This window comes from Comamonas sp. JUb58, assembly GCF_004364775.1.
Lineage (GTDB): Bacteria > Pseudomonadota > Gammaproteobacteria > Burkholderiales > Burkholderiaceae_C > Comamonas.
This window is the reverse complement of sequence record NZ_SOAL01000015.1, coordinates 44,774-57,880: the sequence shown is the minus strand read 5'-3', so window position 1 is coordinate 57,880 and position 13,107 is coordinate 44,774. Positions and strand designations below refer to the sequence as shown.

Genomic DNA, 13,107 nt, shown 5'->3' with positions numbered 1-13,107 from the left:
CCAGATGTCAGTTTCATCACTTTGACCCCCTTTGACCTGAGAGCATGATGTTTTCCTTCCGCCCGCAGTCGGCTGCACGCCGCATCCAAGCCAACATCCAGCGCGGCTTTACCCTGATCGAGCTGATGGTGGTGCTGGTCATCATCGGCGTGCTGGCCGCGCTGATCGTGCCCAATGTGATTGGCGCTGCCGACGAAGCACGCGTGACCGCAGCGCGCACCGATATCACCAACATCGGCGGCGCGCTCAAGCGCTACCGTTTGGACAACCAGCGCTACCCCACTGCCGAGCAAGGCCTGGCTGCGCTGATCAACCGCCCCACCACCGGCCCTGCGCCGATGAACTGGAAGCCCTACCTGGAAAAGCTGCCCAATGACCCCTGGGGCCACCCTTACCAGTACCTGAACCCTGGCGTCAAAGGCGAAGTCGATGTGATGAGCTTTGGTGCGGATGGCCAGGCCGGCGGTGAAGGCAACAATGCCGACATCGGCAGCTGGCAATAAGCGGCACTAAGCCCGCCTGATCCCTGCTTTCTGCCTTTCCCGCTGCCCCGCTCTCCGGCCCCCATGCCCTTTCCACATCCCCTCCAGCCGCGCCGCCAGCGCGGCTTTACCTTGATGGAGCTGCTGGTCGTCATCACCTTGATGGCGCTGGCCAGTGCCGGCGTGGTGTTTGCGATGGGCGACAACAGCCAGGACCAGCTCCAGCGCGAAGGCCAGCGCCTGGCCGCGCAGTTGGAGGCCGCCCGGGCCCAGTCCCGCGCCAGCGGCCAGCCGGTGCGCTGGCGGGCGGACAGCCAGGGCTTTGTGATTGAAGGCCTGCAAGGCGGCACCCGCCAGGGCGCCTGGCTGCACCCGCCGGTGGCGGTGCGCAGCAGTGGCGATATCATCCTGGGGCCCGAGGCACTGATCGGCCCCCAGACGGTGGTGCTGGCCTACCCCAACCGCAGCGCGGGCAGCATTGCCGTGGCCACCGATGGTGTGCGCCCCTTTGAGCTGCAGGCCCCCTGAACCCTTTCCCGACAAGCCCCGCGTGCCCAGCAAGTCCTCGCCCCATTCCGGCTTCACCCTGATCGAGGTGCTGGTCGCGCTCGCCATCGTCGCCATCGCCTTGCTCGCCGGCGGCAAGGCCATGAACGCGCTGACCCAGACCGCAGGCCGCCAAAGCGATGTGATGCTCGCGCAGATCTGTGCCGAGAACCAGCTGATCGCCGCCCGCCTCTCGCAGCAGTTGCCAGGCCTGGGCACGACCAGCGTGGCCTGCGAGCAGGCCGGCCGCATGTTTGATGTGCGCGTGGGCGTCTTTGCCACGCCCAACCCGGATTTCCGCCGCATCGATGCCCATGTGTTCTCCGGCGGCGCGCCTTTGCTGCGCCTCAGCACCATCGTGGGGAGGTACTGATGCAGCGCTTCCCCCGTTGGAGCCAGCCGCGCAGCCGAGGCTTTACCCTGATCGAGCTGCTGATCGCCATCTCCATCCTCGCGGTGATGACCATCGCCAGCTGGCGCGGCATCGACGGCATGGTGCGCGCCCAGCAGCAGGCCCGCGACTACAGCGAAGAGGTCATGGTGGTGCAGGGCGCGCTGTCGCAGTGGAACACCGACCTCAATGGCATCGAGCGCGTCTCCGGCACCACCCCGATCGACTGGGATGGCCGTGTGCTGCGGCTCACGCGCCGCAGCAGCGACATCAACGAACAAGGCCTGCGCGTCGTCAGCTGGGCCCAGCGCAGCCTGGGCAACCGCGCCTACTGGGTGCGCTGGCAGTCTTCGCCGGTGCGTGACCTGCAGCAGTGGCAGCAGGCCTGGGACATGGCCGCCCATGCGGTCACCAACAGCGCCATGACCAACAATGCCGGCGACGGCGGCCCGCAGCAAACCGTGCTGATGCCCCTCAGCGGCTGGCAGCTGCTGTATTTCCGGGGCAACAGCTGGAGCAACCCGCTGTCCAGCCAGGGCGCCAATCCCCAGACCGATGCCAACAACCCCACCACGGTGGCGCTGCCCGATGGCATCCGCCTGAGCCTGGAGCTGCCCGCCCCCGGCGCACTGTCGGGCGTCATCACCAACGACTGGGTCAACCCCATCGTGTCGGGCAACAAATCATGAAGCTGCTCCGCCTACCCCGCCACGGCCAGCGCGGCGCAGCACTGCTGGCCGCCATGCTCACCGTCACTCTGGTGGCCACCATTGCCGCCAGCGCCGTCTGGCAGCAGTGGCGCAATCTGGAGGTCGAAGGCGCCGAGCGCACCCGCGTGCAGGCCGCTTGGCTGCTGCTGGGCGGGCTGGATTTCTCGCGCCAGGTGCTGCGCCAGGATGCGCGCGTGGGCGGCCCCGATTCGCTGTCCGAGCCCTGGTCGGTGCCACTGGCCGAAGCGCGTCTGTCCACCTTTTTGCAGGCCTCCAACAACCAGAGCAATGCCGACGACAGCAGCATCGATGCCGCGCAGGCATTCTTGTCGGGTGCGATTGTCGATGCCCAGGCACGCCTCAATATCCGCAACCTGGTCGCCAACAACCAGATCAACAGCGTCGCGCTGCGCCAGTTCCAGCGCCTGTTCGAGCGCCTGGGCCTGCCCGGTGCCGAGCTGACCGTCCTCAGCCAGCAGGCGCTGGCCGCGCTGCGCAACGAGGGCAAGGCCGCCAATGCGCCGCTGCTGCCCCGCACCTACAAGGAACTCGCCTGGTGGGGCCTGTCGCCGTCTACGCTGAGCCAGCTGGAGCCCTATGTGGTGCTGCTGCCCCAGGAGAGCAAGGTCAATGTCAACACCGCCTCGGCCACCGTGATCTGGGCCGCCGTGGAGGGCATGGATTTTGCAACCGCCCAGCAAATCGCCCAGCTGCGACTGAACAAGGCTTTCGAGAGCACTGCCGAGCTGCAACAGCGCTTCCCCAACAACACCGCGCTCACCAATGCCAATGCACTGCTCGATGTCAAATCGGTGTATTTCGAAGTCTGGGCGCGCCTGCGCTTTGACGACCTGGTGGTGCAGGAGAAATCCCTGGTCTACCGCCAGGGGCTGAATGTAACGACCGTGGTGCGCGAGCGCGGGGCCGCGCTGGCCACCAGCCTGATGGGCGATGGCAGCGGGAACCCCGTGGCGGCGCGCTAACAGGAACATGATGACAAACGTATTGCAGTTTGGTGAAGCCGAGCCCTCTACAATGCAGCGCACAACACGCTCATGAGTACATTACTGATTTCACTGCCGCTGGCCTCGGGGCCAGATACAGGGCCCAGCTCGGCCTGGAGCTACAGCTATGCCCTGTCGCCCGATGGCGTGACCATCGGCCAGCAAGGCAGCACCACCGCCGGCCTGCTGCCCCAACCCGGCCGCGCCGGTGAAGTGGTCGCCGTGGTGCCCGCGGCCATGCTGTCGTGGCAACGGGTCAGCCTGCCCCAAGGCGTAGGCCCAGGCTCGCCCCGGCTGCGTGCCGTGCTCGAAGGCCTGCTCGAAGAGCGCCTGCTGGACGACCCGGCCCAATTGCATTTCGCCTTGCAACCCGACACCCGCGCCGCCGGCCAGGGAGAACCGATCTGGATCGCTTGCTGCCCGCGCCAGTGGCTGCGCGACCACCTGCAGGCTCTGGAAGCCGCAGGCCGCGCCGTGGCCCGTGTGGTGCCCAGCCATGCCCCGGGCGAGCCCGCACCCGATGGCGCGCAGATCCTCGTCACCGGCAGCCCCGAGCTGGCGCAGGCCGTAGTGTTTGGCACCGACAGCGCCGATGCGGTGCTGGTGCTGCCCGTCTCGCGCGAGAGCGCAGCGCTGCTGCCCCCGCTCGGGCCCGACAGCATCGTGCATGCCGAGCCGGCCGTGGTCAGCACTGCCGAGCACTGGCTGCAGCGCCCGGTGCAGCTCTACAGCCCCGCACAAACCATGCGCGATGCCGCACGCAGCGACTGGGACCTGGCACAGCTCGAATTTGCCAACAGCGGGCGCAACCGCCTGCAGCGGCGCCTGGGCAGCGGCCTCAATGATGTGCTGCATGCCCCGGCATGGCGCCCGGCGCGCTGGGCCGTGCTGGCCCTGGTGGTGCTTACGCTCGTGGGTGCCAATATCTGGGCCTGGCAAGAGCGCCAGCAGCTGCAGGCCAAAGGCACACTGGTGCGCAGCACCTTGACCAAGGCCTTCCCCAATGTGCAAGTCGTGGTCGATGCGCCCGTGCAAATGGCGCGCGAAGTGGCCAACCTGCGCCAGGCCTCGGGCGGCTTGTCGCCGTCAGATGCCGAACCGCTGTTGGCCGCCGCTGGCCAGGCGCTGTCCAGCCTGCCCGCCGGCACGGTGCCCAGCACGGTCGAATACAGTGGCGGCGAGCTGCGCCTGCGCGGCCTGCCCACCGATGGCTTTGATGCCTTCAGCCAGAAACTGCAAGCCCAGGGCCTGCAGGCCCAGATGCAAAACGACCAGTGGGTCATCCGCGCGCAGGCCCAGCCATGAAGAAAAACTCCTCCCGACCGTCGGCATCTGCAGCGGCTTCGTCCTCCGCAGCCCAACTGCTGCGCCAACGCTGGCGCGCACTGGATGCGCGTGAGCGCCGGGGCGTCAGCCTGGCCGCTGGTGTGGTGCTGATTGCGCTCTTGTGGTGGCTGGCGATTGCGCCGGTGCTGCAGACCTGGCGCAGCGCACCGGCCGCACATGCCCAGCTGGACCAGCAACTCGCCCGCATGCAGGCCTTGCAGGCCGAAGCGCGCCAGCTGCAATCGGCCACCACCGTCACCACCACGCAGGCACGCCAGCAGCTGGAAGCCTCGCTCACGCAGCAGCTGGGCACCAGCGCCAAGCTGGCCGTGCTGGGCGAACGCGTCACGGTTACCTTGAGCCGCGCCTCGGCCGCCTCCACCCAGCGCTGGCTGGGCCAGGTGCGCGCCAATGCGCATGCGATTGCCACCGAGCTGCGCCTGACCCGCGACGATCCAGCCAAGGGCGCAGGCCCGGCTGCCGCGCCCACCTGGTCGGGCAATATCGTCTTGCAGTTGCCGGCCCAGTAAGCGGCACACAGAGCATGGCCCGGCAGCGCTTGAACCCCTCTTTGCCCCACGGCAGCGCCCGTGCGCCCTGGCGCTGGGCAGCAGTGGGCGCCTGCACCGGTGGCCTGGCCGCTTTGGTGTTGTTTGCCCCCGCACACTGGTTGGCGCAAGGCCTGGCCTGGGCCAGCCAGGGCCAGCTGCAGCTGCGCGAGCCGCGTGGCACGGTCTGGAACGGCTCGGCCCAATGGGTATTTACCGGCGGCCAAGCCAGCCGCGACCAGATGGCCCTGCCCGGCCGGGTGGACTGGTCACTGCGCCCCAGCCTGCGCGGCCTCAACATGCGCTGGAATGCCAGCTGCTGCATGGCCGCGCCCATGCCCATCCGCATCCAGCCCCACTGGGGCGGTGCCAAGGTGCAACTGGGCGCGCATGAAAGCCGCTGGCCGGCATCGCTGCTGGTGGGCCTGGGCACGCCCTGGAACACCATCCAGCCCCAGGGCCAGCTGCTGCTCAAGACCCATGATCTGTCGCTCGCGCTCAATGCCGGGCGCCTGCAGGTCGAGGGCGGTGCCGATCTGGATGTGATGGCGGTGACCTCCCGCCTGTCCACGATACAGCCGCTGGGCAGCTACCGCCTGCAACTGCAAGGCGGTGACAGCACCAGCTTGCAGCTGTCCACCTTGGATGGCGCGCTCCAGCTCAAAGGCCAGGGCCAATGGGTGGGCCAGCGCCTGCGTTTTCAGGGGGAAGCCTGGGCTGCCGAAGGGCGCGAGGCAGCTCTCGCAAATCTATTGACTATGATTGGGCAGCGCAGCGGAAGCCGCGTGCTGCTCTCGGTTGGTTGAACATATGATGCATTACCACTCTCCCATTTATCGATTTGCGCTGCACTCCATCGCAGCAAGCGTCCTTCTAATGGGCGGCAATGGCGCGGCGCTTGCGCAAACCGCCATCACCACCGGCACCGCCAGCATCCGTGCAGGCGAGCAGGTGACCCTGAACTTTGCCAATGCCGACATCGAGTCCATCGCGCGCACCATGGCCACCATCACCGGCAAGAGCGTGGTGGTGGATCCGCGCATCAAGGGCACGATGAACCTGGTGACCGACCGGCCCGTCTCGCCCCAGGCTGCGTTCGAGCAGTTCCTGGCGGCCTTGCGCCTGCAGAACTACACCGTGGTCGAGGCTGCAGGCCTCTACAAGGTGGTGCCCGAGGCCGATGCCAAGCTGCAAGGCGGCACGGTGCGCATCACCCAGGGCGGCGCCGGCGGCCAGGTGCCCGGTGGCGGCCAGATCGTCACCCAGATCTTCAAGCTCAACTTCGAGAGCGCCAACAACCTGGTGCCGGTGCTGCGTCCGCTGATCAGCCCCAACAACACCATCAATGTGAACCCGGGCAACAACTCCCTGGTCATCACCGACTACGCCGACAACCTGCAGCGCCTCTCGCGCATCATCGCGTCGATGGATGTGGCCAATGCCAGCGATGTGGAAGTGGTGCAGCTGGAGCACGCAGTCGCCACCGACATCGTGCCCATGCTGCAGCGCCTGCTGGAAGGCGGCCAGACCGTGTCCGCCAGCGGCAGCGCCACTGCCGGTGCAGCCCCCGGCGCCGCACAGACCGACAACGCCTACCGCACCTCGGTGCTGGCCGATCCGCGCACCAACAGCATCCTGCTGCGCGCGGCCAACCCTGCGCGCCTGTCGCAGGCCAAGATGCTGATCGGCAAGCTCGACAGCCCCAGCCGTGGCGGCAATGCCTCGGGCAATATCCATGTGGTCTACCTGCGCAATGCCGATGCCACCGCGCTGGCCACCACCCTGCGCGCGGCCTTGGCCGGCCAGGACGGCAACAGCGCCAGCCCCTCCACCAACCTGTCGAGCAGCGGCAGCAGCGGCGGCCTGAGCACCAATACGCGCAGCGGCAGCACCTCGCTCAGCGGCAGCACCAGCGGCACCCTGGGCAGCAGCGCCAGCAACAGCAGCGCAGGTGGCCTGGGTTCGGGCGCACGCCTGGGCACCGGCACCTCGCTGGGCACCTCGGGCGACAGCGGCAGCGCCACCGGCGGCATCATCCAGGCCGACACGGCGACCAACTCGCTGATCATCACGGCGCCAGAGCCGCTGTACCGCCAGATTCGCTCGGTCATCGACCAGCTCGACAGCCGCCGCGCCCAGGTTCTGGTTGAGAGCCTGATCGTCGAAGTCAGCGCCGAGAAAGCGGCGCAGTTTGGCGTGCAGTGGCAAAGCCTGCTGGGCCAGGGCAACAACGTCGTCGGCGTCATCGGCAACAACTTCACCGTGGGCGGGGCCAACCTGTTCAACCTGGCCGCCGGCATTGCCAACGGCACCTACAGCACCCTGCCCAGCGCCGGCATGAACGCCGGCATCGCCTTCAAGCACAACGGCGAGTATGTGCTGGGCGCGCTGGCCAACCTGCTGCAGTCCAATGCCGATGGCAATGTGCTCGCCACCCCCAACCTACTGACCCTGGACAACCAGGAAGCACAGATCCTGGTCGGCCAGAACGTGCCCTTCGTCACCGGCTCCTACGCCAACAGCACTGGCAGCAGCACCGTCAACCCCTTCACCACGGTGGAGCGCAAGGACGTGGGCCTGACCCTGCGCGTGCGCCCGCAGATCAATGCCAATGGCACCGTCAAGCTGACGATCTACCAGGAGACTTCCAACGTGCTCGACGGCACGACCACCAATGCCAACGGCCCCACCACCAACAAGCGCTCGATAGAATCGACCGTGCTGGTGGACGATGGCTCGGTGATCGTAATTGGTGGTCTGCTGCAGGACCAGTACTCCGGCTCGGTGCAGAAGGTGCCTTACCTGGGCGATATACCCGGCATTGGCGCGCTGTTCCGCAGCGACACCCGCTCGCGCAAGAAGACCAACCTGATGGTCTTCCTGCGCCCCGTGGTGATGCGCGATGCCGCCGCCACCCAGCAAGTCAGCATGGACCGCTACGAGCTGATGCGCGGCGCGCAGATCGCTGCCCAGCCCGAGCAAAGCACGCGCGTGCCGATCAACGACTCGTCCATCATCACGCCGATGGGCCAGCAGACCTCGGGCACGCCGCTGGGCTACTCCGAGACGCCAGTGATCGAATCCCGCCCGCTGACCGTGACGCCGCAAGGCATGCGCTTCGAGCCCTGATAGCGCGCAGAGAGAGCCGAACCCATGCGTCACCCCCTGCCCTATGCCTTTGCGCGCAGCAGCCAGCTGCTGCTGGAAGAAGATGCCGGCCAGCACCTGCTCTGGCACGGCGCGCAGCCCCAGGGCTCCGCGCTGTCCGAGGTGCTGCGCAAGTACCCCGTGCAGCACCTGGCCCAGCTGGGCGATGCCGAGCTGGCCCAGCGCATCAGCGCCGCCTACTCGCACAGCGAATCCAATGCCGCCACCGTGATCAGCGAGGTGGAAGAAGGCACCGACCTCTCGCGCATGATGCAGGACATCCCCGCCGTCGAGGATTTGCTGGAATCGGCTGGCGATGCACCCATCATCCGCATGCTCAACGCCCTGCTCACCCAGGCAGCGCGCGACGGCGCCTCGGACATCCACATCGAGCCCTATGAGCGCCACTCCAGCGTGCGCTTTCGCATCGATGGCTCGCTGCGCGAAGTGGTGCAACCCCACCGCGCCTTGCATGCGGCTCTGATCTCGCGCCTCAAGATCATGGCCGACCTGGACATCTCGGAAAAACGCCTGCCCCAGGACGGCCGCATCAGCCTGCGCCTGGGCACCCGCGCCATCGATGTGCGGGTCTCCACCCTGCCCAGCGCCCATGGCGAGCGCGCCGTGCTGCGTCTGCTCGACAAGAGCGAATCCAAGCTCAGCCTGGGCTCGGTCGGCATGCAGGGCGAAACGCTGGAACGCTTTGAAAAACTGGTGGCCCAGCCGCACGGCATCGTGCTGGTGACTGGCCCCACCGGCTCGGGCAAGACCACCACCTTGTATGCAGCGCTCAGCGGGCTCGATGCGAACCAGGGCAACATCATGACGGTGGAAGACCCGATCGAGTACGAGCTGTCAGGCATCGGCCAGACCCAGGTCAACCCCAAGATCGACCTGACCTTTGCCAAGGCCTTGCGCGCCATCTTGCGCCAGGATCCGGACATCATCATGATTGGTGAAATCCGCGACTTCGAAACCGCACAGATCGCCATCCAGGCCTCGCTCACCGGTCACTTGGTATTGGCCACCCTGCACACCAACGATGCAACCAGCGCCATCACCCGACTGACCGACATGGGCGTCGAGCCCTTCCTGCTGTCCTCCTCGCTGCTGGGCGTGCTGGCCCAGCGCCTGGTGCGCCGCATCGACGACAGCGACCCCAGCGGCTACCGAGGCCGTACCGGCATCTTCGAGCTGCTGGTGGTGGACGAGGCCATCCGCGCCCAGATCCACGCCCAGGCGCCCGAGTCCGAGATCCGCAACCAGGCCATGGCCACCGGCATGCATCTGATGCGCGAAGATGGCGAACGCCTGGTGCGCGAAGGCATCACCAGCGCAGAAGAAGTCGTCCGCGTCACCCGCGATTGACCAAATTGTCCGAATACCCCGTAGGCGCCGCCCGCGCCAACGGGTATTGGCGATTTGACACAATCGCCCCATGTTGGAATCGCTCAATACCCTCGTCGCGCCCTACGGCGGCATGTTGTTTCTCTGGCTCACCGTGCTGGCCATCGCCAGCCTGGCAGCACTGCGCCATTTTCAGCCGCGCATGTCCACTGCGCAGCTGCGCCGGCTGATGCGCATCGCCGGCCTGATGGCGCTGGTGATCTCCTGGTTTGCGATGCAGCAAGGCGAGCGCTTCCTGGCGACGGCGCTGCTGGTGCTGCTCTGGGGGATTCTGGTGGGGATCAGCTGCGCGCGGTCGATTCGGCAGCGTTGAATTCAGGCCCCTTCTGCAGGGCGGCGTTCTGCCAACCACCAGGCTTCGACCTACGCATTTACCCCATAACCACAGTCAGCAAAGGATATTTGCCTAGGCAAGAATGTCCGCATGACTGAGACAAAAACACCCCCCGCGCTTTCGATGTTGGACCTGGTGGCTGTGCGCGAAGGCGGCACGGTTGCCCAGGCTTTGCAACTGGCCGTGCGCACGGCTCAGCATGTCGAGTCGCTCGGCTTTACGCGCTACTGGATGGCCGAACACCACAATATGCCGGGCATTGCCAGCTCGTCCACGGCCGTGCTGATCGGCCATGTGGCTGGGGCGACCCAGCACATCCGTGTTGGCTCGGGCGGCATCATGCTGCCCAACCATGCACCGCTGGTGGTGGCCGAGGCCTTTGGCACCCTGGCCGAGCTCTACCCGGGCCGTATCGACCTGGGTCTGGGCCGCGCGCCAGGCACCGATGGCATGACGATGCGCGCACTGCGCCGTGACCGGGTCGAGACCGAAGAGGATTTCCCCCGCGATGTGATGGAGCTGCAGCGCCTGCTGGGCCCCGCCCAGCCTGGGCAAAAGCTGGTGGCCACACCGGGTGCTGGCACCAATGTGCCGCTGTGGTTGCTGGGATCGAGCCTGTTCTCGGCCCAGTTGGCCGCGCACCTGGGCCTGCCCTATGCCTTTGCCTCGCACTTTGCGCCGCGCATGCTGCAGCAGGCCGTGCAGCTGTACCGCGACCTGTTCAAGCCCTCGGCCACCCTGGACAAGCCCTATGTGATCGTCGGCGCGCCGGTGATTGCAGCGCCGACCGACAGCGAGGCCGAGTTCCTCGCCAGCAGCACCTACCAGCGCGTGCTGGGCATTGTGACCGGCAAGCGCGGTCTGCTGCCGCCACCGGTCGAAGGCTTTATGGACAGCCTGAACTTTGCCGAGCGCCAGGCGATCGAAGGCTTTTTGGCGGTGGCCTCCATTGGCGGGCCCGAGCGTGTGCAGCAGCGCCTGAAGGTGCTGGCCCAGCACACTGGGGCCGACGAGCTGATGCTGGTCTGCGATATCTATGATGGCGATTTGCGTCTGCGCTCGCTCGATATTGCGACGCAGGCCTTGCGTGCAGGCTACGCCGCCTAAGCAGAGGCCTTAACCTGCGCCTTTCGCCCTGATCGGCGCCCTTTTTTCAGCAAAAGCGGCGCCGATCCCGTCCCACCCAGGCTATGCTTGCGCCATGTCTGTCCCCTATAGAACCACCCTGCCAGCGGCATTGACGGCCTGCACCTTGCTGGCCGGCTGCATGCAGCAGCCCCCCGACGATCCCCCACCGGCGCCCCAGGCCCAGCAGGCCGCACCGGCCGTAGCCCCGTCTGCAGCGGGCGCCCAGCCCCAGACCAGCGTCGGCAACGAAGACCCCGCGCTGGCCGCGCACATGCAAACGCCCGAATTCCGCCGCGAATACCGCACCAAGCAAGAGCAATTGCAGACCGAGGCCGAGGTGCAGGAGCAGGCCCCCTGGCTGGGCAGCACGGGCCTGACGGAGGCGCAGGAGCGCTCCGTGCCGCGCTATGTGCGCATGGAACTGGGCCAGTCGCTCAGCAGCGCCGACCCGGTGCGTGCCGAGGATTTGCAGTACATGGGCCACTTTGCCGAGATGGATGGCACCGTCTACTACTGGCGCATTCCCGACAAGGCCCATGCCCATGGCGACACCCATGCCGGCCCGGCCTATGTCTACATCCGCAAGGACACGGCGGGTGTGTTCTACACCGACTGGGGCAACCGCACGCCACCCGGCTAGATCGCGCAGCTGTACAGCCGTCGCCAGGAATAACGTCTATTCCACCTGCGCCAGCCGCCAGCTTTCATAATGGCCAGCGGAGACCTACCGCATGAGCCACACCCCACTACCCGCGCTGGCCGATCCCCGGCGCGATCCCCAGCAGTTTCTTCTGGACCTGTACCAGCGCGCGGTGCAGCGCGCGCAACCGCTGCACAGCATGGCGCAGTACCTGCCGCCACCGCCCAAAGGCCGCACCGTGGTGCTGGGCGCCGGCAAGGCGGGCGGCTCGATGGCGCAGGCGCTCGAAGCCCTCTGGCCCCAGGATGCACCACTGTCCGGCCTGGTCGTCACCCGTTACGGCCATATTCCGCCCCGCCCCGCAGGGCTCGCCCAGCGCCTGGAGGTGGTCGAAGCCGCACACCCCGTACCCGATGCCGCCGGCCTGGCGGCGGCCGAACGCATACTGGCGCTGACCCAAGGCCTGACCGCCGATGACCTGGTGCTCTGCCTGATCTCGGGCGGGGGCTCGGCGCTGCTGACCCTGCCCGCCGAAGGCATGGACCTGCAGGACAAGCAGCGCATCAACCAGGCCCTGCTGGAGAGCGGTGCCGCCATTGGCGAGATGAACTGTGTGCGCAAGCACCTCTCGCGCCTCAAGGGCGGGCGCCTGGCCGCTGCCTGCTACCCCGCCAAGCTGGTGACCTTGACCATCAGCGATGTGCCTGGCGACGATCCCTCGGTCATCGCCAGCGGCCCCACGGTGCCCGATGCCTCGACCTGCGCCGAGGCGCTGGCGATTCTGAACCGCTACCAGATCCCGCTGCCCGACAGTCTGCGCGCCGCGCTGGAGGATGGCTCGCTGGAAACCCCCAAGCCCGGCGATCCACGCTTTGCCGGCCATGAGGTGCATTTGATCGCCACGCCCCAGCAATCGCTGGATGCGGCGGCCGAAGCCGCCGTCGCCGCCGGTGTCGCCGCCCATGTGCTGTCCGACGAGATCGAGGGCGAGTCGCGCGAGATCGGCAAGATGCATGCGGCGCTGGCACGCGCCGTGGCCCGCCATGGCAGTCCTTTTGCCAAGCCCTGCGTCATCCTCTCCGGGGGCGAAACCACGGTCACCATCCGCCCGCGCCAGCCCGGTGCCGCCAAGGGGCGCGGTGGGCGCGCTGGCGAGTTCTGCATGGGCCTGGCGCAGGCCCTGCAAGGCCAGGGCAATGTCTGGGCACTGGCGGCCGATACCGATGGCATCGATGGTGTCGAAGACAATGCCGGCGCGCGCGTCGCGCCCGACAGCTTGCAGCGCGCGGCGGCGCTGCAGCTGCGCCTCAGCGACCACCTCGACCGCAACGATGCCTATGGCTTTTTCGTGGCTTTGGGCGACCTGGTGGTGACCGGGCCCACGCACACCAATGTCAACGATTTCCGCGCCATTCTGATCCTGTGATGCGGGCTGCCAGGCTGG

The 13,107-nt window shown here is 67.2% G+C and carries 14 protein-coding genes; all 14 read left to right on the top strand.

The window, feature by feature from the left end; all coding sequences use genetic code 11:
- Nucleotides 1–47: 47 nt before the first annotated feature.
- The 14 genes from gspG (at nt 48) to EDF71_RS16705 (ending at nt 13,089) form a co-directional block, all read left to right on the top strand.
- Entirely contained in the window at nt 48–503 is a 456-nt protein-coding gene (gspG, locus tag EDF71_RS16770) for a type II secretion system major pseudopilin GspG (RefSeq protein WP_208301071.1), read from the top strand.
- A gap of 63 nt (nt 504–566) precedes the next feature.
- Complete coding sequence (locus EDF71_RS16765; RefSeq protein WP_133857702.1) at nt 567–1,010, top strand: prepilin-type N-terminal cleavage/methylation domain-containing protein; 444 nt, start codon at nt 567–569, stop codon at nt 1,008–1,010.
- Nucleotides 1,011–1,032: 22 nt separating this feature from the next.
- Complete coding sequence (gene gspI / locus EDF71_RS16760; RefSeq protein ID WP_021025731.1) at nt 1,033–1,401, top strand: type II secretion system minor pseudopilin GspI; 369 nt, start codon at nt 1,033–1,035, stop codon at nt 1,399–1,401.
- The gene (locus tag EDF71_RS16755; protein WP_133857700.1) at nt 1,401–2,108 is read left to right on the top strand and encodes a prepilin-type N-terminal cleavage/methylation domain-containing protein; all 708 of its coding nucleotides are present in this window, start codon (nt 1,401–1,403) and stop codon (nt 2,106–2,108) included. The genes gspI and EDF71_RS16755 overlap by 1 nt, the downstream gene beginning before the upstream one ends.
- Entirely contained in the window at nt 2,105–3,112 is a 1,008-nt protein-coding gene (gene gspK / locus EDF71_RS16750; RefSeq protein ID WP_166656566.1) for a type II secretion system minor pseudopilin GspK, read from the top strand. Before EDF71_RS16755 ends, gspK begins: the two co-directional genes overlap by 4 nt.
- A 72-nt stretch (nt 3,113–3,184) precedes the next feature.
- The gene (gspL, locus tag EDF71_RS16745; RefSeq protein ID WP_133857699.1) at nt 3,185–4,438 is read left to right on the top strand and encodes a type II secretion system protein GspL; all 1,254 of its coding nucleotides are present in this window, start codon (nt 3,185–3,187) and stop codon (nt 4,436–4,438) included.
- On the top strand, nt 4,435–4,989 hold the full coding sequence (gene gspM, locus EDF71_RS16740; protein WP_133857698.1) for a type II secretion system protein GspM: 555 nt from the start codon (nt 4,435–4,437) through the stop codon (nt 4,987–4,989). Before gspL ends, gspM begins: the two co-directional genes overlap by 4 nt.
- 14 nt (nt 4,990–5,003) lie before the next feature.
- Nucleotides 5,004–5,813, top strand: coding sequence for a type II secretion system protein N (gspN, locus tag EDF71_RS16735; protein ID WP_133857697.1), 810 nt, complete (start codon nt 5,004–5,006; stop codon nt 5,811–5,813).
- 70 nt (nt 5,814–5,883) lie between these two features.
- Complete coding sequence (gene gspD, locus EDF71_RS16730) at nt 5,884–8,136, top strand: type II secretion system secretin GspD (RefSeq protein ID WP_243854340.1); 2,253 nt, start codon at nt 5,884–5,886, stop codon at nt 8,134–8,136.
- Between the two features lie 24 nt (nt 8,137–8,160).
- Nucleotides 8,161–9,522, top strand: coding sequence for an ATPase, T2SS/T4P/T4SS family (locus EDF71_RS16725; protein WP_133857695.1), 1,362 nt, complete (start codon nt 8,161–8,163; stop codon nt 9,520–9,522).
- A gap of 70 nt (nt 9,523–9,592) precedes the next feature.
- Nucleotides 9,593–9,874 carry a hypothetical protein gene (locus EDF71_RS16720; RefSeq protein WP_133857694.1) on the top strand — a complete coding sequence of 94 codons (282 nt, stop codon included), beginning with the start codon at nt 9,593–9,595 and terminating at the stop codon, nt 9,872–9,874.
- A 111-nt stretch (nt 9,875–9,985) separates the two neighbouring features.
- Nucleotides 9,986–11,002: an LLM class flavin-dependent oxidoreductase gene (locus tag EDF71_RS16715; protein ID WP_133857693.1), complete on the top strand. Its 1,017-nt coding sequence runs from the start codon at nt 9,986–9,988 to the stop codon at nt 11,000–11,002.
- 94 nt (nt 11,003–11,096) lie between these two features.
- Complete coding sequence (locus EDF71_RS16710) at nt 11,097–11,663, top strand: hypothetical protein (protein ID WP_133857692.1); 567 nt, start codon at nt 11,097–11,099, stop codon at nt 11,661–11,663.
- 91 nt (nt 11,664–11,754) lie between these two features.
- Nucleotides 11,755–13,089 (top strand): glycerate kinase, encoded by a 1,335-nt coding sequence (locus tag EDF71_RS16705; RefSeq protein ID WP_133857691.1) that lies wholly within the window; start codon nt 11,755–11,757, stop codon nt 13,087–13,089.
- The last annotated feature ends 18 nt before the right edge of the window (nt 13,090–13,107 follow it).